Raw genomic sequence first — 19,965 nt, forward strand, 5'->3', positions numbered from 1 at the left:
GTTCCGTCTCGTGGAAGGTCTACGCCGACCCGTCTTCCCGCGTCGCCGGCATGGCGGGCCTCCTGCTGCAGGCGCTCAACCCCGGCATGATGCGGCTGTTCGAGCACGCGTCGGCCGCGTACGCCGATCCGAAGGGCCGAGACGAACGCACCGGCCGCTATCTCGACACGGTCATGTTCGGCGACAAGGCCCACGCGGATGCCGCCGCCGCGTCGGTGCGACGCATGCACGCGCACGCGGTCTGGGACGACCCGCACACCGGCACCACGTTGCGCGCCGACGAGCCCGCGTGGATCGACTGGACCCACAACGCCCTCGCGTTCGCGCTGCTGCGCGGTGCGGAGGCCTTCGGCCTCGAGTTGACCCCGGCCGAGCAGGACGCGTTCGTCGTCGAGCAGCACATCGCCGCGGAACTCGTCGGCGCAGACCCTGCCCGCCTGCCCGCGACCCGCGCCGACCTCGAGGCCTACGTCGACGAGCAGCGCCACTGGCTGTCACTGTCCCTCGCGGCCGCCGAGGTGACGCACGCCCTCCGCAAGCCGAGCCTGCGTGGCAACCCGGTGAAGGTGTTCACCTTCGTCGTCGTGCAGGACGGCATGCTGTCGATCCTGCCGGAGTGGGCGCGCCTGATGTACGGCATCGAGGGGCGCCCGATGAACCTGCGCGCCGCCGCGCGCACCACCAAGCGCCTGATCGGCATCGCCCGCAAGAACGAGTCGTACGACAAAATGGTCGCCGAGATCACCACCCGCATCGACGAGACGCCGTACCGCAAGGTGCGTGCGCGCAAGGCCTGAGCTCCGCAGCCGCACAGCACGAAGGCCCCCGGGGGGTGGGGGCCTTCGTCGAGCTCGAACCGTGTACGGCCCGGGGTTACAACAGATTCGACAGGAACGTCTTGGTGCGCTCGTGCTGCGGGTTGGCCAGCAGCGCACGCGGATCCCCGGCTTCGACGACGACCCCGCGGTCCATGAACACCAGCTGGTCGGCGACCTCCCGCGCGAAACCCATCTCGTGGGTGACCACGATCATGGTCATGCCGCCCTTGGCGAGGTCCTTCATCACCGACAGCACCTCCCCCACCAGTTCGGGGTCCAACGCCGAGGTCGGTTCGTCGAACAGCATCAGTTTCGGTTCCATCGCCAATGCCCGTGCGATCGCGACCCGCTGCTGCTGACCGCCGGACAACTGGGCTGGATAGGCGTCGGCCTTGTCGGCGAGACCGACACGGTCGAGCAGTTCGCGGGCCCGTTCGGTGGCTTCGCTGCGGCGCTTCTTCTTCACCAGGACCGGCGCCTCGACGACGTTGGCCAGTGCGGTCCGGTGCGGGAACAGGTTGAAGTGCTGGAACACCATGCCGATGTCGCGGCGCTGCTTGGCCGCCTCCCGCGGGTGCAGCTCGTGCAGTTTGCCGCCGCGCTCGGCGTAGCCGACCAGGGTGCCGTCGACGTACAGGCGTCCGGCGTCGACCCGCTCGAGGTGGTTGATGCACCGCAGGAACGTGGATTTCCCGGAACCCGACGGACCGATCAGACACGTCACGTTCCCGCGCTCGACCTGGAGCGAGATGCCCTTGAGCACCTGGACCGCGCCGAAGTTCTTGCAGACCCGATCGGCCTGGACCATGGGCGTCACTGTGCGTCACCTCCGGGTGCGATGCCGCCGCCCCCGTGACCGGGCGGCAACGGTTTGCCCTGCGCGTCGGCGAGGGCCTGCAGCTGGCGGGCGGTGAGTCGGCGGCTCAGGCCCTTCGAGTAGTGCCGTTCGAGGAAGTACTGGCCGACCATGAGCACGCTGGTGATCGCGAGGTACCAGGTGGCGGCGACGAGGAGCAGCGGGATGGGCTGGAAGTTGGCGCCCGAGATGTCGCGCGCCCGGCCGTAGAGCTCCAGCGTGTACGGCACGGCGGCGACCAGCGAGGTGGTCTTGAGCATGCTGATGAGCTCGTTGCCGGTGGGCGGAATGATTACCCGCATCGCCTGCGGCAGGATCGTGCGGCGCATGGTCTGGGACCACGACATGCCCAGGGCGGTCGATGCCTCGGTCTGGCCTTCCGGGACGGAACCGATTCCGGCGCGGATGATCTCGGCCATGTAGGCGGCCTCGTTCAGGCCGAGGCCGATGACCGCGAACAGGAACGCGGCGTTGATGCCCTGCAGGTCGATGTGCACGAACTGGTGCACGAACGGGATGCCCAGGTCGAGCTGCTTGTAGATGGCCGGGAACAGGCCCCAGAACACCAACTGCACGTACACCGGGGTGCCGCGGAAGATCCACAGGTACACCCAGGAGACGGTCCGCAGCACCGGGTTCGGGGACAGTCGCATGACGGCGAGCACGATCCCGAGCAGAACCGCGAGGATCATCGCGAGCACGGTGAGCTGAATCGTCTTCCACGCCGCCGCGGTGATCCGCCGATCGAACAGATACTGCGCGTAGATGTCCCAGCGGTACGCCTCGTTGGTCGCCGCGCCCCACAGGAACAGCGCCACGAGTACGGCGACGACGACACCTGCGATCCACCGTCCGGGCCGGCGCAGCGGCACCGCCTCGATCGGCGCCGGTTCGGTCCCGGCCTGCGGGCCGCTCACGGAGCTCGCCTGCTCGCTCATCGGACCCCTTCCGTCAGCTCGGCGCAGCGTTGATCTGCGCGGTGTCGATCATTCCGTCTTCCATGCCCCACCGCTCCGCGATCTGCGCGTACACACCGGAGTCGATCAGTTCCTGCACGGCCTGCTGCAGGACCGGCCCCAGCGGGGAGTCCTTGGCGACGACGAACCCGTACGGGGCGGCGTCGAACACTTCCCCGGCCGGTTCGAGCCGGCCCTCGCTGCGTTCGATCGCGTACGCGGTGACGGGCGAGTCCGCGGACAGTGCGTCGACGCGGCCGAGGATCAGTGCGTTGGTGGCCTCGTCCTGGCTGTCGTACTTGACCTTGTCGATGGGGGGTTTGCCCGCGGCGACGCACGCCTCGCTCTTGGCCGGTATCTCGTCGATGTCCTCGGTGGTGGTGGTCTGCACCGCGACGCGCAGGCCGCACGCGTTGTTCGGGTCCACGTCGTCGCCGACGCGCTGCGCCCACTGCACGCCGGCGCTGAAGTAGGTGACGAAGTCGACGGACTTCTCGCGTTCCTTGGTGTCGGTGAACGACGACGACCCCATGTCGAACGTGCCGGACTGCACCGCCGGGATGATCCGGTCGAAGTCCGACTCGCTGATGTTCATCGTCACGCCGAGGACGTCCCCGATCGCGTTGAGCAGTTCCACCGCGTACCCGACGATGTTGCCGTCGTCGTCCTTGAACTCGTTGGGGGCGTACGGCGGGTTCGATCCGACCTTGATCTGTCCTGCGGCCGCGATCGACTCGGGCAGCTGTGCCGCGATCTCGTCGACCTTCTCGGCGCGGATCGGGTCACCGGGCGGCACCGTCGCTTCGGTGTTGCTCACGCATCCGGTCGCGACCGCGAGCACCATCGCGAGCGCGAGAATCCACGCCGGGGCACGTCGCCGACGTCGGCGGGCGGCAGGTTCCGATCCGGCGGGTTCGTCCACAATCGAACAGTAACCGGACGGTGGCCGGGTGTCCCGGAATGCGCGCCCCGACATGCACCTCGCCGCCCGTGTGCCCCTCACCGCAGGCGGGTGCGGGCGAGCACGATCTCGGTGAACTCCGCGGTCGAGGCCTGCCCGCCCAGATCGGCGGTCGCGACACCGGAGGCGATGGTCTCCTCGACGGCGTGCTCGATGCGGTGCGCCGCGCGCTGCAGATACGGGAGGTCACCGGTGGTGGCGATGCGATCGAGCAGCATCGCCGCCGATAGGAACAGGGCCGTCGGGTTGGCGCGGTTGCGGCCCGCGATGTCGGGGGCGGCGCCGTGCGCGGCCTGCGCCATCGCCTTCGTCGCGGACGCGTTGATCGACCCGGCGGTGCCGAGCGAGCCGGCGAGTTCCCCGGCGAGGTCGGAGAGGATGTCACCGAACATGTTCTCGGTGACGACGACGTCGTAGTCGCCGCCGTGCCGCACCAGGTGCGCGGCCATGGCGTCGACGTGCTCGTCGTCGACCGCGATGCCGTGATACTGCGCGCCGACGTCGCGGCACACGTCGCGGAACAGCCCGGTGGTCATGGAGAGCACGTTCGCCTTGTGCACGATCGTCACGCGCCGGCGGCGGCGCGCGGCGAGCCCGAACGCGATGTGCGCGATCCGTTCGCACGCGGCGCGGGTGAACACCCCGACGGCCAGCGCGACGTCGGGGGTCGGCATGAACTCGCCCGAGCCGACCGCCATGTTCCGGTCGGCGTACAGGCCCTCGGTGTTCTCGCGCACGATGACCAGGTCCATGTTCGGTACGACCGCGCGCACACCGGGCAGCGCCTTCGCAGGCCGGATGTTCGCGTACAGGTCGAACTGTTTGCGGATGCGGCCGCCGGGGGTGAGTTCGCTGCGGAACGGTTCGGGATAGGACGCGTTGTCGTGCGGGCCGAGGATCCACGCGTCGAGATCGGCGAGCGCGTCGAGCGTGGACTGCGGGAGCGGGGTGCCGTGGGTGGCGATCGCGTCCGCGCCGATGGGCAGTGGCACCCAGTCGATCGCCGGTCCACCGGCCGCGGCGACCGCAGCGTCGACAACCCGCCGGGTGGCGGGCACGATCTCGTGGCCGATGCCGTCACCGACGAGCAGGCCGATGCGGTGGCCGGAGGAGGTGGACGGGTCGGTCGTTGCGGTGGAGTCGGTCACCGCGTAATGATTGCGCACCATGGTGCAGTCCGTGGAACTGCTGCTCGACGATCGGCTCGACGATGCGGTGCGGGCCGAGTGGGATCGGCTGCTCGGCGCCGGGATCAGCAGTGCCGCGCGCGTGCGCACCGAGACCAACCGGCCGCACATCACGCTCGCGGTCGCGGCGTCGATCCCGCCCGGGATCGAGGGGCAGATGCGGGAACGGATCGACGGGTCGCCGATCGAGTTGCGGCTCGGCGGGATCGTGGTCTTCGGTGACCGGCACGCGACGCTGGCGCGGCTGGTGGTGCCGACGGTCGAACTGCTCACCCTGCACCGCGAGGTGTTCGCGCTGCTCGAGCAGTGCCCGGGGATCCCGCCGCACATCCGGCCCGGCGAGTGGACGCCGCACGTGACGCTGGCGCGGCGGGTGCCGGCCGGCCGGATCGGCGCGGCGATCGTCGCGACGCATGCGGCGAGAAACGAACTGGACGGGACGTCGGCGGGGATCCGGCGGTGGGACGGTCAGGCCAAGCGCGAGTGGCGCGTGGTGTGACCGTGCCATGGCTCAGAACCGGTAGTCGCCGAATTGGGTTGTCTCCCTGTGGGTATCGGGAGTCAGATCGGCCAGGGACAGCGCCGTCAGGACGACGAGGACGAGGGCGAAGACTAACAGGGCGGTCATGCGATCCAGCGTGCGCCGCACCGCCTTTCACCGACAGTGGCAGATATGACAGTTATGCTCGTTTTTCTGCCAATCCGGTGGCACACTGGCAGACATGTTGAAGACCGTGGTGGTGCCGCTGCTCCCCCGTATCGAGGCGTTCGAACTCGGCGTCGCGTGCGAGGTGTTCGGATTCGACCGGTCGGACGACGGCCTGCCCACCTACGATTTCACGCTGATCCGGGGCACACCGCTGCCGGTCACCACGCGGTTCGGCTACACCATCGACGTCCCGTACGACCTGGACCTCCTCGACTCCGCGGACCTGATCATCGTGCCCGCCGGCGGCACCGGCGTGGCGACGCCGCAGGACCAGAGCTACGTGTGCGGCCCCGACGACGACACCTGCGACCTGGAACCGCTGTTCGAGAAGTTGCGGGCCGCGGTCGAGCGCGGCGCACGCGTGGCCAGCATGTGCACCGGCGCCTTCACCCTGGCCGCCGCCGGTCTGCTCGACGGACGGCCCTGCACCACGCACTGGAAGCACGCCGCGCGGCTGGCCGAGATGTATCCGGCGGCGAAGGTCGATCCCGACGTGCTCTACGTCGACGACGGCGCGGTGCTCACCAGCGCCGGTACCGCCGCCGGGATCGACCTGTGCCTGCACATCGTCCGCAGCGAACAGGGCGCCCACGTCGCGAACACGATCGCGCGGCGCATGGTGGTGCCGCCGCACCGCGACGGCGGGCAGGCCCAGTACGTCGCGATGCCGTTGCCCGAATGCAAGTCCGAAACCCTTGCCCCGCTTCTCGATTGGATGACCGAGAATCTGGACCGGGAGTTGCCGGTCGCGGTCCTCGCGGAGAAGGCCCACATGTCGGCGCGCACGTTCGCCCGCCGGTTCACCGCCGAGACCGGCACCACCCCGGCGCGGTGGCTGCGCGACCAGCGGGTGCACGCCGCCCAGCAACTGCTCGAGAACACCGACCTGCCGGTCGACGTGATCGCCGACCGCGTCGGATTCGGCACCGCCGCGGTGCTGCGGCAGCATTTCCTGCGGGCACGGCACACCACCCCGCAGGCCTACCGGCGCACGTTCCGGACGGAACCGGTGCCGGTCTCCTGAACGGCGCCGGACGGCATCGGGAAGAATCGAGCGTGCCCGGGTGTTGAAGCGGCCGGAGCATCCGATCGAAAGGAACACCGTGGCTACCCAGTCCCTCACGCAGCAGAACTTCGACGAGATCGTCGGCGGCGACGGCGTCGTCCTCGTCGACTTCTGGGCCTCATGGTGCGGTCCGTGCCGGCAGTTCGCGCCGACGTTCGAGGCATCGTCCGAGAAGCACCCCGACGTCGTGCACGCGAAGGTCGACACCGAGGCCGAGCAGATGATCGCCGCGCAGTGGGACATCCGCTCGATCCCGACGATCATGGCGTTCCGCGACGGTGTGCGCGTCTTCAGCCAGGCCGGGGCCCTGCCTCCGGCCATGCTCGAGGAGCTGGTGACCCAGGTCAAGGCCCTCGACATGGACGAGGTGCGCCGGCAGATCAAGGCGCAGACCCCCGAGGCCTGACAGCAAGTTCGCCCAGACGAAAGGCAGCCGCGCGCGTCCTCACGCGCGCGGCTGTCTTTTTAGTCGGCGGGTCTTTCGCTTCCGGTTACGGGCGCAGCAGTTGCCGCACCCGCGCGGCCTCGCGGGTGAGGTGATCGCGCTCCGGCACACTGGGCGCGACCCGCGCGGCCTCGGCATACAGCTCGGCGGCGACGGCCAGGTCACCGGCGCGTTCGTGCAGGTACGCGGCCGCCGCGGTGTACCGCGGAAGGCCGGGATCGACCTCGGCCAGCGCGGCCAGCCCCGCCTGCGGTCCGTCCGCCTCCCCCACCGCGACGGCCCGGTTGAGCCGCACGACGGGGCTGCCGGTGAGGCGCAGCAGCTCGTCGTACCACTCGACGATCTGCACCCAGTCCGTCTCGGCGGCGCTGCGGGCATCCGCGTGCAGGGCGGCGATCGCGGCCTGCGCCTGGTATTCGCCGAGACGGTCGCGGGCCAGCGCGCGCTGCAGGATCGTCACGCCCTCGGCGATCATCGCGGTGTCCCACAGCGAGCGATCCTGTTCGGCGAGCGGCACCAGGCGACCACCCGGACCGGTGCGCGACGCGCGACGCGCGTGGTGCAGCAGCATCAGCGCGAGCAGCCCCGCAACCTCGGGTTCGTCGGTGAGAGCGGCGAGTTGGCGGGTCAGCCGGATCGCTTCGGCCGCCAGGTCGACGTCGCCGCCGTAGCCCTCGTTGAAGACCAGGTAGAGCACCCGCAGCACGGTCGCGAGATCGCCCGGGCGGTCCAGCGGTAGTCCCGCGAGCTTCCGCTTGGCCCGGCTGATCCGTTGCGCCATCGTCGCCTCGGGAACGAGACAGGCCGCGGCGATCTGCCGGGTCGTCAGTCCCCCGACCGCGCGCAACGTCAGCGCGACCGCCGACGCGGGCGGCAGGGTGGGATGCGCGCACAGGAAGTACAGGTGCAGCGTGTCGTCGGCGGCGGGGATGGGGCCGGGGGCCGGCTCGGCGTCCACGGCCACCTCCCTGCCCCGCCGCGACGATTCGGCGCGGGCCGCGTCGAGGAACTTGCGCCACGCGACGGCGACGAGCCAGCCCTTCGGGTCGCGCGGCGGGTCGTCGGGCCACGTTTCCAGCGCCCGGATCAGCGCTTCCTGCACGGCGTCCTCGGCCGACGCGAAGTCCGCGCCGCGCCAGACGAGGATGCCGATCACCGCGGGCACCAGTTCCCGCAGCAGGGCCTCGTTCACTCGGTCGCCGTGGGTTGCTCGGTGAGGAACGGCCGCACTTCGAGCCATTCGTGGAGCGGTTCGCCGCCGCGGCCGGGCGCGGCCGAGAGTTCCGCGGCCAGCTCGTACGCGCGTTCGCGGGAGTCGACGTCGATGATCATCCACCCGGCGATCAGGTCCTTCGTCTCGGCGAACGGACCGTCCGTCACGGGCGAACGTCCCTCGCCGTCGTATCGCACGAAGGTGCCCTCGGGCGCCAGGGCCTGTGCGTCGACGAACTCTCCGGATTCCTCCAGCCGTGCCGCGAAGTCACGCATGTACCGGATGTGCGCGTCGACCTCCTCCGGCGTCCACCGGTCCATCGGCACCGCGTCGCCGACGGGGTCCGGTCCGCCTCGGTAGTGCTTGAGCAGCAGGTACTTCATGGTTGGCCCTCCTCGGTCACACGGCCCGTGTCGGCCGTTCCTACCCCTGAGACGGAGCCGGGGTCGCGTTCTCGACACCGACCAGCGTGCCGGGTTCCGCCGGACATCGAGACGGATTCGACCGGCCCGTCGGGCGACGCGGTCCGCGGTCAGGATTCGGTGGGACGGGGCTGGGCCAGGATCGCGGACCCGACCCAGCGGCGCAGGTAGCGGCGCATCTCGTCGTCGCTGCGCGGCGGGTGCCCGGGCGAGACGAAGAACGACTGCATCGTGCGCAGCAGGTACTCGACGAGCTCGTGCAGCGACTCCTCGTCGTATCCGTAGCTCTCCCAGTCGACGTCGAAGCGCCGGATCATCGTCATCCCGAACAGCTGCGCCTCGTCGGAGGTCATGCGGTCCGGGACGGCGTTCGAGTACGAGTTGGACAGCAGAATGCCCAGATGCGGTGTGCGCCGGACCTCCGCGAGGGTGTAGACCACGCCTTCGGTCATCGCTTCGGCCGGGTCCTCGATCCCCCGGACCTGTTCGGTGAGCCGGTCGAGGAATCCGGCGACGGATGCGATGGCGGCGGCCTGCATGAGCGCGTCGGCACTGGGGAAATAGCGGTACACCGTTTGCCGGATGACGCCGAGTGCTTCGGCGACGTCGGCGATGCTGATGGGCGCGCCGGTGCGGCCGATCAGGTCGACGGCGGCGGCGACGATCCGTTCGGATGCTTCCTCGTCGCTAGCCGGGGGACTTCCACCCCACCCACGCCTACCTGCCACTGACTGCTTCCTCGGTCGAGCGAGTCCGGGGCTCGACGTGCTCCCGGGAGCGGACGCCGGACCACGCGGACGGAGTGTCGAAAGTAGCACGGACCGCCCCCCGGATCCGGTTCACCAAACCCCCGCGAAACAGATCATACAAAGACTCAGCTGAATGTATGATCTGGATCACCGCGTCTCGTCGTGTCCGCACGAGCCCGCAGCTGCAGCCCCACTTCCGAACGACTCCGCTTTTCGAAAGACGAGGTATCGCAAGTGACCGACCTTCAAGTCCGCAAGATGCGTTTCGGGTTCGAGGACCACGACGTGCCGTTCCTGTGGAACGAGCAGAACCCGGCGTTCTCGAGCATGGCCAACACGGTCTCGTTCCTCGCGGTCGGCTTCGAGAAGATGATCGTGCAGATGATCACCGAGGCGAAACCGCTGATCACCGATCCGGAGGTCGCTTCCGAGGCGGATGCGTTCATGCGCCAGGAGGGCCAGCACTCGACCGCGCACCGCCAGCACGTCAAGGCCCTGATCGAGCGGTACCCGGGGCTGCAGGAGACCCTCGACGACGTCATCGGCGCGTTCGACAAGCTCACCGCCGAGACCTCGCTCAACTATCGACTGGCCTACACCGCCGACCTCGAAGCCACCTTCACCCCGGTGTTCAAGCTGATGCTCGACAACGACGCGACCCTGTTCGCGCCCGGCGACGACCGCGTCGCATCGCTGTTCATCTGGCACTTCGTCGAGGAGGTCGAGCACCGCAGTTCCGCGCTGATCATCTTCGACGCGATCGTCGGCAGCGATCTGTACCGGATGCGCGTGGCGCCGTCGGTGTTCCGGCACGTGCTCGAGGTCATCGAGATCGCGAGCGAGGGGTTCAACAAGCACGTGCCGCTCGAGGAGCGGCAGATCGACGCGATGGCGATGTTCGCGCGGTACCGCCGCAAGCAGGCCCTGCGCAGGCTGATCCCGACCCTGACCGCCGAATACAACGGGCCGATGACCCGCGCGTTCGATCACCTGCCGCTCGGTGAGCAGCTCACCGCGCTCGCGGGGGTGGTGCGCAGCCAGATGCCCAGGCACAATCCCGAGCACGAGAAGCTGCCGGCACTCGCCGGCGTGTGGTTCGACCGCTTCGACGCCGGCTACGACGTCACCCAGTGGTACACCGCAGACGCAAAGGCCCAGGGGGCCAACTGATGTCGGACCTCTGCTCCCCCACCTTCGAGGATCTCGCCGTCCGGCTCGGCTTCTCGTGCGAGGAGGCCGGCGGGCTCGTCGAGTTCCGCAGCCCCACCGCGCTGGAGAACTGGACGCTTCCGGTCCTCGAGGTCACGATCGTCGTCGGCGCGGTCCTCGCGCTGGTGTTCGCGATCCTGCGGCTGCGGCGCCAGGGTGATCCGACGAATCTGGTGCTGTGGTTCGGCGCGACCGCCTACCTGTTCTTCATCGAACCGCCGCTGTACTTCCCGGCCGCGTTCGGCATCGAGGAACACGTCGACACGATGTTCGCGCACAACGTGTTCACGGTGGACTTCCTGTGGGGCCGATTGCCGCTGTACATCGTCGCGATCTATCCGCTGATGGCGACGCTGGCGTTCGAGATCGTCCGGATGCTCGGGGTGTTCACCCGCTACGGGGTGCTGGTCGGCGCCGCCTGCGTCGGCTTCGTGCACCACGCGTTCTACGAGATCTTCGATCATCTCGGCCCGCAGCTGCGGTGGTGGGAGTGGTCGCTCGAGAATCCGATCAACCAGCCGTTCCTCGACTCGGTGCCGATTCCGAGCGTCGTGGTGTTCGCGGCGCTGTGGCCGATGTCGCTGGCCCTGTGCGTGCAGTTCTTCGTCGGCCGCCACGTCGACGCCGGCCGGCACTTCACCGGGGTGGAACTGACCTGGCGCACGGTGGTGATCGGCCTGCTCGCGTCGGTCGGCACGTTCGTGCTGCCGCTGCCGGCCACCGTGCTGGGCATCGGCAGCGACACCGTCCGCGGCGCAGTGTATCTGGCCGAACTGGTGGTCGTGTCGGTGGTCGCGGTGATCGCCCTGGCGCGGCGGTGGCGGGATCTGCGCGGCGCCGACGCCTCGGTGGAACGCCACACCAACCGGTTCGTGCAGGTCTACAGCCTCGTGTACCTGGGGGTGATGGCACTGCTGTGGGCCACCGCTCTGCCCGACTTCTTCGGGGCGGTCGACGGCGTCACCGAGAACGGTGATCCGGTCGGCAACCTCTGGTACACCATCGCGTGCTTCGTCGTCGCATTCGTGTGCGTGGCCGCCACGTTCACAGTGGGTCCCCGCAGCGGCACCGCTCCGGCCGGAGCGGACCGATCGTCGGAGACGTCCACCGTGTGATGTGCCGATTCACAACACAGTGATGACGGTCACGTCCGCAACTACAATGACTTCATGAAACATGTCGTCACCTCGGACGCTCGCGACGTGACCGTCGCCGCGGGCGACATCGTTGAACTACATCTGATGGAACGGTCGTCATCGGGGTCCACCTGGTTCACCGATCGCATCGGTGACGGTCTCGTGTGGACCAACCTGCGGTATCTGCCCTCGAACAACCCGCTGCCCGGCGCCGGCGCCGAGCGGATCATGACGCTCCGCGCCAAGAAACCCGGGACGTGGCCGGTCTCGATGCGGCTGCGGCCGAGCCGGCACGCAACCGCGAACGAGTACGAACTGCTCGTCAACGTCACATGAGGTACCGGATCCCCGGCTGATGACGAGGACTTGTGACGTCGGCTCGACCGAAGGTCAGAAGTCCTCGTCGATGCACGCCAGCCGATCACCGGCGTTACCGGCTTCGCCCGGCGCCGTCATGGTGTGCTGTGCGTGGATCACGACCGAGTTGGCTCCGTCGTCGCGGAACGTCCAGTCGACGGTGCTCGAGGCCTGTGCGTCACCGTTAGCGTCGGTGGTGATGTCGAGCCACACCTCGTTCTGCGGGTTCGCGTAAGCGGGATCGGTCGACGGCGACTCGGGTGTCGCGGCCGGATCGGGGGTGTTCTGATAGTGCGGGCCCGAATCCGAGGGCTGCGGTCCGCACGGCCGGGTGTGCACGTGGACACCGAAATCCCGGTTGGGTGCCAGACCGGTGGCGGACAGGGTGACGGTGGTGCGTCCGTCCTCCTCCTCGGTTTCGACGTCGACTCGCGAACCGACGGGCACCGCCGATTCGTCGTAGGTGAAGGCATCGGCCTCCGGATCGTCGGGCAGCCCGAAGGCATCCCCACTCATACCCGGGGCGGGGTTCGGAAGGGTCGTGGTGTCCATGCGCTCGGTGGTCGCGGGGGCCGATTCGACCGTGGTCCCCTCGTCGTTGCCGCATCCGGCGGCGAACAGCACTGCGAGGCACGCACCGGACACGAGAGCGGTGGTGGTTCGTGTGTTCATATCGGGCGCATACCCGCTCCCCGACCTTTCGGAACCCCGGCACTCGCGCCGTACAGTGGACGGACCCGACGGTTCGGAGGGAGGAAGGGAGGCGCGGTGGAGTACGCGACCTTCTTCTACTCTCTCGTTGCCTTGTGCTTGCTCGTCGCTGCGTCCACCTGGTGTCTGGCGCGTCCGCATCTCCTGTCGAGCCTGTCCGCGGCGGCGACCTCGGTGCTGTGGATTCTGCTCAACGGCCCCGTCGAAGGGCAGGTGCTGTACTCGGTGACCGCGCACCACGGACTCACCGAAGCAGACTTGCTGGCGGCCGCCGGAATGGGTATCGCGGTGTGGGGCTACCGAGTCGGCGTTCGCGATCGGTGATCCGACGCCGCAGACTCGTACAGGTATCCATCCAGCAGGAACGCCGCCGACCGTGACGGTGGGTCGGCGGCGTTCGGTACATGATCCGCGCTAGTGCGCGGCCGCGTCCCAGCTGCGTCCGTAGCCGACGGACACCTCGAGCGGAACCGACAGTTCGATCGCCGAGTCCATCTTCTCGCGCACCAGCGCCTCGACCTGCTCGCGCTCGTCCGCGGTGACCTCGAGCACGAGTTCGTCGTGGACCTGCAGCAGCATCCGCGAGCGCAACCCCGCCTCGTGCAGCGCCTTGTGCACGTCGATCATCGCCACCTTGATGATGTCGGCGGCCGTGCCCTGGATCGGGGCATTCAGTGCGGCGCGTTCGGCGACCTCGCGGCGCTGACGGTTGTCGCTGGTCAGATCGGGCAGGTAGCGGCGGCGGCCGTACAGCGTCGAGGTGTACCCGACCTTCCGGGCGTCCTCGACGACGTTGTGCAGGTAGTCGCGCACCCCGCCGAAGCGGGTGAAGTACGCCTCCATCTGCTCCTTCGCCTCGTCGGTCGAAATCTTGAGCTGCTGCGCGAGGCCGTACGCGCTGAGCCCGTAGGCCAGGCCGTACGACATCGCCTTGACGCGGCGGCGCAGTTCGGGCGTGACCTCCTCGATCGGCACACCGAACGCGCGGGAGCCGACGAAGCTGTGCAGGTCCTCGCCGGTGTTGAACGCCTCGATCAGCCCCTCGTCGCCGGACAGGTGCGCCATGATCCGCATCTCGATCTGGCTGTAGTCCGCGGTCAGCAGCAGGTCGTAGCCGGAACCGACGACGAAGCCGTCGCGGATCTGCCGTCCGGCGTCCGTGCGGACCGGGATGTTCTGCAGGTTCGGATCGGTCGACGACAGCCGGCCGGTCGCCGCGACGGTCTGATTGAACGTCGTGTGGATGCGGCCGTCGTCGGCGATCGACTTGATGAGCCCGTCGACGGTGGTCTTCATCCTGGTGGCCTCGCGGTGCGCCAGCAGGTGCTCGAGGAACGGATGCCCGGTCTTGTCGAACAGGTTCTGCAGAGCGTCGGCGTCGGTGGTGTAGCCGGTCTTCGTCTTCTTCGTCTTCGGCATGTCGAGCTCGTCGAACAACACCACCTGCAGCTGCTTCGGCGAGCCGAGGTTGATCTGCTTGCCGATCACCTCGTACGCGGCGTTCGCGGCGGCAGCGACGTCGGCGGCGAACCCGGACTGCAGATCGTGCAGGTGCTCGGCGTTCACGGCGATGCCCGCGGCCTCGAGGTCGGCAAGCACCGCGAGCAGGGGCAGCTCCATGTCGGCGAGCAGCGCGGTCGACTCGATGTCCTGCAGTTCGCTGTCCAGTGCTTCGGCGAGGTCGACCACGGCCCGGGCCCGCAGGATCGCGTTCTCGGCGGCCTTGGCCTCCACGGCGTCCCCGTCGTCGAGCAGCGACAGCTGCTGCTCGCCGCTCTCCTCGACGCGCAGTTCACGCTTGAGGTAGCGCAGCGACAGGTCGTCGAGGTTGAAACTGCGCTGGCCGGGGCGCACGAGGTAGGCAGCGAGCGCCGTGTCGCTGGTTACGCCCGCGAGGGTCCAGCCGCGCCCGCGCAGCGCGTGCATCGCCGACTTGGCCTCGTGCAGCGCCTTCGGGGTGTCCGGGTCGGCGAGCCAGGCGGCGAGCGCGGCATCGTCCTCGGGGGTCAGGGTCGCGGTGGAGACGTACGCGCCTTCACCGTCGGCCGCGGCGATCGCGAGGGCCGTCGCGTCGCCGCCGTAGGGGGTCCCGAGGCCGACGACGGACAGCCCGTGCCGCACCCCGGCGACCGCGTGCTCGGCGAGCCAGCCGGCGAGGGCGCCCTGCTCGAGCGCGCCGCCACGCACCTCGAATCCCTCCTCGGCTTCGGGTTCGGCGGAGGCGAGGGTCGCGAACAGCCGGTCGCGCAGCACCTTGAATTCGAGGTCGTCGAACAGCCGGTGGATGCGGTCGCGGTCCCACGGCGACAGCGCGAGCTGCTCCGGCGTGTACGGCAGCGGCACGTCGCGCACCATTTCGGTCAGGCGCCGGTTCATGAGCACGTTGTTGAGGTTGGTGCGCAGGGCGTCGCCGGTCTTGCCGCGCACCTCGTCGACGCGATCCACCAGGTTCGTCAGGCCGCCGAACTCGCGGATCCACTTGGCGGCCGTCTTCTCGCCCACGCCGGGGATGCCGGGCAGGTTGTCGCTCGGGTCGCCGCGCAGCGCCGCGAAGTCGGGGTACTGCTGCGGGGTCAGTCCGTACTTCTCCTCGACGGCCTCGGGGGTGAACCGGGTCAGATCCGACACTCCCCGCTTCGGGTACAGCACGGTGACGTCGTCGTTGACGAGCTGCAGCGAATCCCGGTCGCCGGTGACCACGAGCACGCGGTAGCCGAGGGCGGTGGCCTGGGTGGCCAGGGTCGCGATGATGTCGTCGGCCTCGAAGCCCGCCTCGGCCATCACACAGATCCCGAGCGCGTCGAGCACGTCCTTCGTGATGTCGATCTGGCCCTTGAACTCGTCGGGGGCGGAACTGCGCTGCGCCTTGTACTCGGGGTACATCTCGGCGCGGAAGGTCTGCCGGTTGACGTCGAATGCGGCCGCCACGTGGGTGGGCTGTTCGTCGCGCAGCAAGTTGATGAGCATGGACGTGAAGCCGTACACCGCGTTCGTGGTCAGGCCGCTCTGCGTCTTGAAGTTCTCCGCCGGCAACGCGTAGAAGGCGCGGAAGGCCAGGGAGTGGCCGTCCAGCAGGAGCAGGGTGGAACGGTCGCCGTTCGTGGCGGCGGGAGCAGGCGAGGTGGATGCACGAGTCACGGGAGCCAGTCTAGGGACCCGGCCCGACAGCCTGTACGGCGATCGCGTCGCGTGCCCCGATCACCGTCGAAAACTCCCATCCACCTGCCAAAATACCCCCTAGGGGTATAGAATGGCGGGTATGAGCGACGCACACGATCCGGCCACGCAGCCCGAGACCTGCCACACCGGCCACGGGTACATGGGAGACAAGAGTCGGTACCTCGCCCGACTGAAGCGGATCGAGGGCCAGGTCCGTGGCATCCACAGGATGGTCGACGAGGAGCAGTACTGCATCGACATCCTCACTCAGATCTCCGCGCTGACCAAGGCACTCGAGGGCGTCGCACTGGGCCTGCTCGACGACCACCTCAAGCACTGCGTCCTCGACGCGGCCCGCCAGGGCGGCGACGAAGGGGAAATCAAGATCAAGGAGGCCTCCGACGCGATCGCCCGCCTCGTTCGCTCCTGACACACGCAACCGCGTCCCGTATTCGATTGGCGCACGACGAAACCCAACCGAAACGACGCGGAAATCCCAGAGCCCCGTGCGAGGCGATCACAGCCGCTAGAGTCCGGTTCCACGGCGCCGGTACCCCGGCGCCGTGCTCGACCACCACCCACGCGCGGGAGGACCCGAGTGGCCCGATTCGTCAGACCCGGACGAGGATCGCCGCCGTCACCACGACGGCTCGCCCGGATGCTGTTGTTGCTCCTGCTCACCCTGGCCGCGGTTCTCCCGGGCATCGGCAGCGCGGTCGCGCAGGAACCGACAGCACCGCCCGAACCCACCCCGACGACACCGGCCGACGAACCGGCCTCCGGCGTGCCCGTCGGGGGCAGCCTCAACAACGCGGGCGAACGACTCCCCGGGGTCATGGTGCGGGCACTGGACGCCTCCGGAAACCCGGTCGCGGAGACCACTTCCGGGGAGGGCGGCCGCTGGGAGCTTACCCTGCCGCCGGGCACCTACACCTTCGAGGTGGACACCGAGACCCTGCCGGAGGGGGTCAGCGTGCAGTCCACGGTGGAACGCGCCGTGGTGGCCGGGCGGTCCAATGTGGTGATCTTCTCCTTCGGCGAGGCCCGGTCGGGCACCGGGGTCGACACCGGAGAGAAGCTGCTGCGCACCGTCGTCGACGGTCTGCGTTTCGGCCTGATCATCGCGATCGCCGGCGTCGGCCTGAGCCTGATCTTCGGAACCACCGGGCTGACGAACTTCGCCCACGGCGAGTTGGTGACGCTCGGCGCCGTCGCCGCGTGGGTGTTCAACGTCAGCTTCGGCATCCAGCTCATCCCGGCGACGGTCCTGGCGGTGCTGGTCGGCATCATCATCGGCCTGCTCAACAACGGTCTGATCTGGGCGCCGCTGCGCCGGCGGCACACCGGCCTGATCGCCCAGCTCGTCGTGTCGATCGGTCTCGCGATCGCCCTGCGCTACCTCATCCTGATCTTCTTCTCCGATCGCACCCAGGCATTCGCCGACTACCAGGGGCAACGGGAGCTTCAATGGGGTCCCCTGGCGATCACCCCGGTCAACCTCGCGTGCATCGTCATCAGCCTCGTGGTCCTCGTCGGGGTCGCGCTGCTGCTGCAGCGCACCCGGATCGGCAAGGCGATGCGCGCGGTCGCGGACAACCGGGATCTGGCCGCCTCGTCGGGCATCGACGTCGAACGGGTCGTGCGATTCGTCTGGGGTCTCGGCGGCGCCCTCGCCGCGCTCGGCGGTGTGCTCTACGGGCTGTCCGAACTCGGCGGTCGCGTGCAGTGGGAGATGGGCTTCAAACTGCTGCTGCTGATGTTCGCCGGGATCACCCTCGGCGGTCTCGGCACGGCCTACGGCGCGCTGGTCGGGTGCGTGATCGTCGGTCTCGTCGTCCAGCTGTCGACCCTGGTGATCAGCCCGGACCTGAAGTACATCGGTGGCCTGCTGATCCTCATCGTGATCCTGGTGATCCGACCGCAGGGCATCCTCGGCAGCAGAGCAAGGATCGGGTGAGCCATGGACATCCTCGCCGCACTCCAGATTTCGTTTGCCCAGCTCATCGGGCCGTCCGCGATCTTCTACGCCTTGCTCGCGATCGGACTCAACCTGCACTTCGGCTACGCCGGCCTGCTGAACTTCGGCCAGATCGGATTCGCCCTGCTCGGCGGCTACGGCGTCGGCATCATGACGGTCACCTACGACCAGCCGCTGTGGCTCGGCATCCTCGTCGGTCTCGGTGCCGCCGCGCTGCTCGCCCTGATCCTCGGTATCCCGACACTGCGACTGCGCGCCGACTACCTCGCGATCGTCACGATCGCGGCCTCCGAGATCCTGCGCCTGGTGTTCCGTTCCACCGCATCCGATTCGGTCACCGGCTCCACCAACGGCCTCTACGGATTCGCGGGGCCGTTCACCGAGTCGAGCCCGTTCGATTCCGGCCGCCAGTACTCGATCCTCGGGATGCGCTTCTACGGCGACGACCTGTGGGCGATGGTCATCGGCTGGACCCTCGTCCTGGTGCTGTGCGGGTTCGTGTATCTCCTCACGCACAGCCCGTGGGGCCGCGTGCTCAAGGCGGTCCGGGAAGACGAGGACGCGGCCCGGTCGCTCGGCAAGAACGTGTTCGTCTACAAGATGCAGGCCCTCGTGCTCGGCGGTGTCATCGGCGGTCTGGGCGGCGTCTTCAACGCCCTGCAGACCAAGTCGATCAATCCGGACTTCTATTCGACGGCGCAGACGTTCTTCGCGTTCGGCGCGCTGATCCTCGGTGGTGCCGCCACGGTGTTCGGTCCGGTCCTGGGCGCCATGCTGTTCTGGTTCCTGCTCGCCATCCCCGACGCACTGCTGCGGCAGGCCATCTCCGGACCGGATCCGCTGCTGCCGCTCACCGAGCAGCAGGTCGGCGCGATGCGATTCGTCCTGCTCGGTGTGCTCATCGCGGTGATGATGGTGTTCCGGCCGCAGGGCATCCTGGGAAACAAGAGGGAGGTGCAGCTCGATGCGTGACGTCACCGATCGATCGCCACTCGACGCGGCCACCCGCGCCGCGCTGTTCGCCTCGATACCGCAGGAACCAGGGGTGCCCAAACCCGATCCGGTGCTGGTCGTGGACGGCGTCTCCCGCGCCTACGGAGGCCTCAAAGCCGTCGACGTCGCGCACCTCGAGATCCAGCGCGGGTGCATCACCGGCCTGATCGGACCCAACGGCGCCGGCAAGACCACCCTGTTCAACCTGCTCACCGGCTTCGACCGCCCGGATACCGGCACGTGGAGCATGAACGGTGTCGACCTCGGCCGGATGCATCCGCATCGCGTCGCCCGGCGCGGCATGGTGCGTACCTTCCAGCTCACCAAGGCGCTGTCGAAGATGACCGTCCTCGACAACGTGCGTCTCGGTGCTACCGGGCAACGCGGCGAACGGATCGCCGGGGCGCTGCTGCCGTGGACGTGGAAGGCGCAGGAACGCGAGATCACCGAACGCGCACACGAACTGCTGGCCCGCTTCTCGCTCGACGCCAAGGCCGACGACCTGGCCGGGTCGCTGTCCGGTGGTCAGCGCAAACTGCTCGAGATGGCGCGGGCGCTGATGACCGACCCGGAAGTGGTCATGCTCGACGAGCCGATGGCCGGCGTGAATCCGGCGCTCACCCAGAGCCTGCTCGGCCACATCAAGTCCCTCCGCGACGACGGGATGACGGTGGTGTTCGTCGAACACGACATGGACGTCATCCGGGAGGTCTCCGACTGGGTCGTGGTGATGGCGCAGGGCGCGGTGATCGCCGAAGCGCCCCCGGAAGCATTGTCGGGCAACAGCGTCGTGGTCGACGCCTACCTGGGCAGCCACCACGACCAGGCACTCGAATTCGACGCCGAGGGCAACCCGGTCGGCGCGACCGCGGTGCTCGCCGAGGCACTCGAGGAAGCTGTTGTCGCGACTCTCGAGACGGGCGGCGACCTGTCCGAACCGGATGCGGCGGTTCTCGCCGACATGCCCGATGCCCCCGAACCCGGCACCGAGGAGAAGCGGCCGTGACGGAGAACCCTTCCCCCACAACACCCCAGGCCGG

General features: G+C 68.8%; 21 protein-coding genes. 12 read left to right on the forward strand and 9 right to left on the reverse strand.

What is annotated here, in order from left to right; genetic code table 11:
* Nucleotides 1-797, forward strand: a 797-nt coding sequence (locus M1M07_RS25655; protein WP_248675981.1) for an oxygenase MpaB family protein, incomplete at its 5' end; no start/stop codon positions are given.
* Nucleotides 798-873: 76 nt separating this feature from the next.
* Here the strand turns inward: M1M07_RS25655 and M1M07_RS25660 are convergent.
* From M1M07_RS25660 to M1M07_RS25675, 4 genes are all read right to left on the reverse strand, one after another.
* The gene (locus tag M1M07_RS25660) at nt 874-1,635 is read right to left on the reverse strand and encodes an amino acid ABC transporter ATP-binding protein (RefSeq protein WP_307846081.1); all 762 of its coding nucleotides are present in this window, start codon (nt 1,633-1,635) and stop codon (nt 874-876) included.
* Entirely contained in the window at nt 1,632-2,612 is a 981-nt protein-coding gene (locus M1M07_RS25665; protein WP_197251242.1) for an amino acid ABC transporter permease, read from the reverse strand. The genes M1M07_RS25660 and M1M07_RS25665 overlap by 4 nt, the downstream gene beginning before the upstream one ends.
* 13 nt (nt 2,613-2,625) lie before the next feature.
* A complete protein-coding gene (locus tag M1M07_RS25670; protein ID WP_248675998.1) occupies nt 2,626-3,474 on the reverse strand; it encodes an ABC transporter substrate-binding protein in 849 nt (282 codons plus the stop codon).
* Nucleotides 3,475-3,629: 155 nt separating this feature from the next.
* Entirely contained in the window at nt 3,630-4,739 is a 1,110-nt protein-coding gene (locus M1M07_RS25675) for an isocitrate/isopropylmalate family dehydrogenase (RefSeq protein ID WP_248675982.1), read from the reverse strand.
* A gap of 19 nt (nt 4,740-4,758) precedes the next feature.
* Between M1M07_RS25675 and M1M07_RS25680 the strand changes: the two genes are divergently transcribed.
* The 3 genes from M1M07_RS25680 to trxA all read left to right on the forward strand — a co-directional run bounded on the left by M1M07_RS25680 (nt 4,759) and on the right by trxA (nt 6,959).
* Nucleotides 4,759-5,277, forward strand: a complete 519-nt coding sequence (locus M1M07_RS25680; RefSeq protein ID WP_197251240.1) for a 2'-5' RNA ligase family protein — start codon at nt 4,759-4,761, stop codon at nt 5,275-5,277.
* A 223-nt stretch (nt 5,278-5,500) separates the two neighbouring features.
* Nucleotides 5,501-6,511 (forward strand): GlxA family transcriptional regulator, encoded by a 1,011-nt coding sequence (locus M1M07_RS25685; protein ID WP_248675983.1) that lies wholly within the window; start codon nt 5,501-5,503, stop codon nt 6,509-6,511.
* A gap of 79 nt (nt 6,512-6,590) precedes the next feature.
* The gene (gene trxA / locus M1M07_RS25690; RefSeq protein WP_197251239.1) at nt 6,591-6,959 is read left to right on the forward strand and encodes a thioredoxin; all 369 of its coding nucleotides are present in this window, start codon (nt 6,591-6,593) and stop codon (nt 6,957-6,959) included.
* An 85-nt stretch (nt 6,960-7,044) separates the two neighbouring features.
* On the opposite strand, the gene M1M07_RS25695 is transcribed toward trxA, so the two are convergent.
* From M1M07_RS25695 to M1M07_RS25705, 3 genes are all read right to left on the reverse strand, one after another.
* The gene (locus tag M1M07_RS25695) at nt 7,045-8,190 is read right to left on the reverse strand and encodes an RNA polymerase sigma factor (RefSeq protein WP_248675984.1); all 1,146 of its coding nucleotides are present in this window, start codon (nt 8,188-8,190) and stop codon (nt 7,045-7,047) included.
* Nucleotides 8,187-8,594, reverse strand: a complete 408-nt coding sequence (locus M1M07_RS25700; protein ID WP_197253590.1) for a YciI family protein — start codon at nt 8,592-8,594, stop codon at nt 8,187-8,189. Before M1M07_RS25700 ends, M1M07_RS25695 begins: the two co-directional genes overlap by 4 nt.
* Before the next feature lie 149 nt (nt 8,595-8,743).
* Nucleotides 8,744-9,361, reverse strand: coding sequence for a TetR/AcrR family transcriptional regulator (locus M1M07_RS25705; protein ID WP_197253588.1), 618 nt, complete (start codon nt 9,359-9,361; stop codon nt 8,744-8,746).
* A gap of 255 nt (nt 9,362-9,616) precedes the next feature.
* Between M1M07_RS25705 and M1M07_RS25710 the strand changes: the two genes are divergently transcribed.
* The 3 genes from M1M07_RS25710 to M1M07_RS25720 are packed head-to-tail and all read left to right on the forward strand — an operon-like array spanning nt 9,617 to nt 12,063.
* Nucleotides 9,617-10,552: a metal-dependent hydrolase gene (locus M1M07_RS25710; protein WP_248675985.1), complete on the forward strand. Its 936-nt coding sequence runs from the start codon at nt 9,617-9,619 to the stop codon at nt 10,550-10,552.
* On the forward strand, nt 10,552-11,706 hold the full coding sequence (locus M1M07_RS25715; protein ID WP_248675986.1) for a hypothetical protein: 1,155 nt from the start codon (nt 10,552-10,554) through the stop codon (nt 11,704-11,706). The genes M1M07_RS25710 and M1M07_RS25715 overlap by 1 nt, the downstream gene beginning before the upstream one ends.
* Nucleotides 11,707-11,760: 54 nt before the next feature.
* Nucleotides 11,761-12,063, forward strand: coding sequence for a protease inhibitor I42 family protein (locus tag M1M07_RS25720; protein WP_248675987.1), 303 nt, complete (start codon nt 11,761-11,763; stop codon nt 12,061-12,063).
* 54 nt (nt 12,064-12,117) lie between these two features.
* On the opposite strand, the gene M1M07_RS25725 is transcribed toward M1M07_RS25720, so the two are convergent.
* Nucleotides 12,118-12,756 (reverse strand): superoxide dismutase family protein, encoded by a 639-nt coding sequence (locus M1M07_RS25725; protein WP_197253582.1) that lies wholly within the window; start codon nt 12,754-12,756, stop codon nt 12,118-12,120.
* 96 nt (nt 12,757-12,852) lie between these two features.
* Between M1M07_RS25725 and M1M07_RS25730 the strand changes: the two genes are divergently transcribed.
* Nucleotides 12,853-13,119, forward strand: a complete 267-nt coding sequence (locus M1M07_RS25730) for a hypothetical protein (protein WP_197253580.1) — start codon at nt 12,853-12,855, stop codon at nt 13,117-13,119.
* 90 nt (nt 13,120-13,209) lie between these two features.
* On the opposite strand, the gene polA is transcribed toward M1M07_RS25730, so the two are convergent.
* A complete protein-coding gene (gene polA / locus M1M07_RS25735; protein WP_248675999.1) occupies nt 13,210-15,942 on the reverse strand; it encodes a DNA polymerase I in 2,733 nt (910 codons plus the stop codon).
* 112 nt (nt 15,943-16,054) lie between these two features.
* Between polA and M1M07_RS25740 the strand changes: the two genes are divergently transcribed.
* From M1M07_RS25740 to M1M07_RS25755, 4 genes are all read left to right on the forward strand, one after another.
* Nucleotides 16,055-16,384, forward strand: a complete 330-nt coding sequence (locus tag M1M07_RS25740; protein ID WP_197253578.1) for a metal-sensitive transcriptional regulator — start codon at nt 16,055-16,057, stop codon at nt 16,382-16,384.
* A gap of 228 nt (nt 16,385-16,612) precedes the next feature.
* A complete protein-coding gene (locus M1M07_RS25745; protein ID WP_248675988.1) occupies nt 16,613-17,911 on the forward strand; it encodes a branched-chain amino acid ABC transporter permease in 1,299 nt (432 codons plus the stop codon).
* Nucleotides 17,912-17,914: 3 nt separating this feature from the next.
* Nucleotides 17,915-18,904: a branched-chain amino acid ABC transporter permease gene (locus M1M07_RS25750; protein WP_248675989.1), complete on the forward strand. Its 990-nt coding sequence runs from the start codon at nt 17,915-17,917 to the stop codon at nt 18,902-18,904.
* Entirely contained in the window at nt 18,897-19,931 is a 1,035-nt protein-coding gene (locus M1M07_RS25755; protein ID WP_248675990.1) for an ABC transporter ATP-binding protein, read from the forward strand. The genes M1M07_RS25750 and M1M07_RS25755 overlap by 8 nt, the downstream gene beginning before the upstream one ends.
* Nucleotides 19,932-19,965: the final 34 nt, after the last annotated feature.

The organism is Rhodococcus sp. HM1, assembly GCF_023218075.1.
GTDB lineage: Bacteria > Actinomycetota > Actinomycetes > Mycobacteriales > Mycobacteriaceae > Rhodococcus.

Coding starts and splice junctions, on each gene's coding strand:
- M1M07_RS25740 (WP_197253578.1), top strand. CDS start 16,055: ATGAGCGACGCACACGATCCGGCCACGCAGCCCGAGACCTGCCACACC.
- M1M07_RS25720 (WP_248675987.1), top strand. CDS start 11,761: ATGAAACATGTCGTCACCTCGGACGCTCGCGACGTGACCGTCGCCGCG.
- M1M07_RS25745 (WP_248675988.1), top strand. CDS start 16,613: ATGCTGTTGTTGCTCCTGCTCACCCTGGCCGCGGTTCTCCCGGGCATC.
- M1M07_RS25680 (WP_197251240.1), top strand. CDS start 4,759: ATGGTGCAGTCCGTGGAACTGCTGCTCGACGATCGGCTCGACGATGCG.
- M1M07_RS25750 (WP_248675989.1), top strand. CDS start 17,915: ATGGACATCCTCGCCGCACTCCAGATTTCGTTTGCCCAGCTCATCGGG.
- M1M07_RS25670 (WP_248675998.1), bottom strand. CDS start 3,474: ATGGTGCTCGCGGTCGCGACCGGATGCGTGAGCAACACCGAAGCGACG.
- M1M07_RS25715 (WP_248675986.1), top strand. CDS start 10,552: ATGTCGGACCTCTGCTCCCCCACCTTCGAGGATCTCGCCGTCCGGCTC.
- M1M07_RS25725 (WP_197253582.1), bottom strand. CDS start 12,756: ATGAACACACGAACCACCACCGCTCTCGTGTCCGGTGCGTGCCTCGCA.
- M1M07_RS25685 (WP_248675983.1), top strand. CDS start 5,501: ATGTTGAAGACCGTGGTGGTGCCGCTGCTCCCCCGTATCGAGGCGTTC.
- M1M07_RS25700 (WP_197253590.1), bottom strand. CDS start 8,594: ATGAAGTACCTGCTGCTCAAGCACTACCGAGGCGGACCGGACCCCGTC.
- M1M07_RS25755 (WP_248675990.1), top strand. CDS start 18,897: ATGCGTGACGTCACCGATCGATCGCCACTCGACGCGGCCACCCGCGCC.
- M1M07_RS25665 (WP_197251242.1), bottom strand. CDS start 2,612: ATGAGCGAGCAGGCGAGCTCCGTGAGCGGCCCGCAGGCCGGGACCGAA.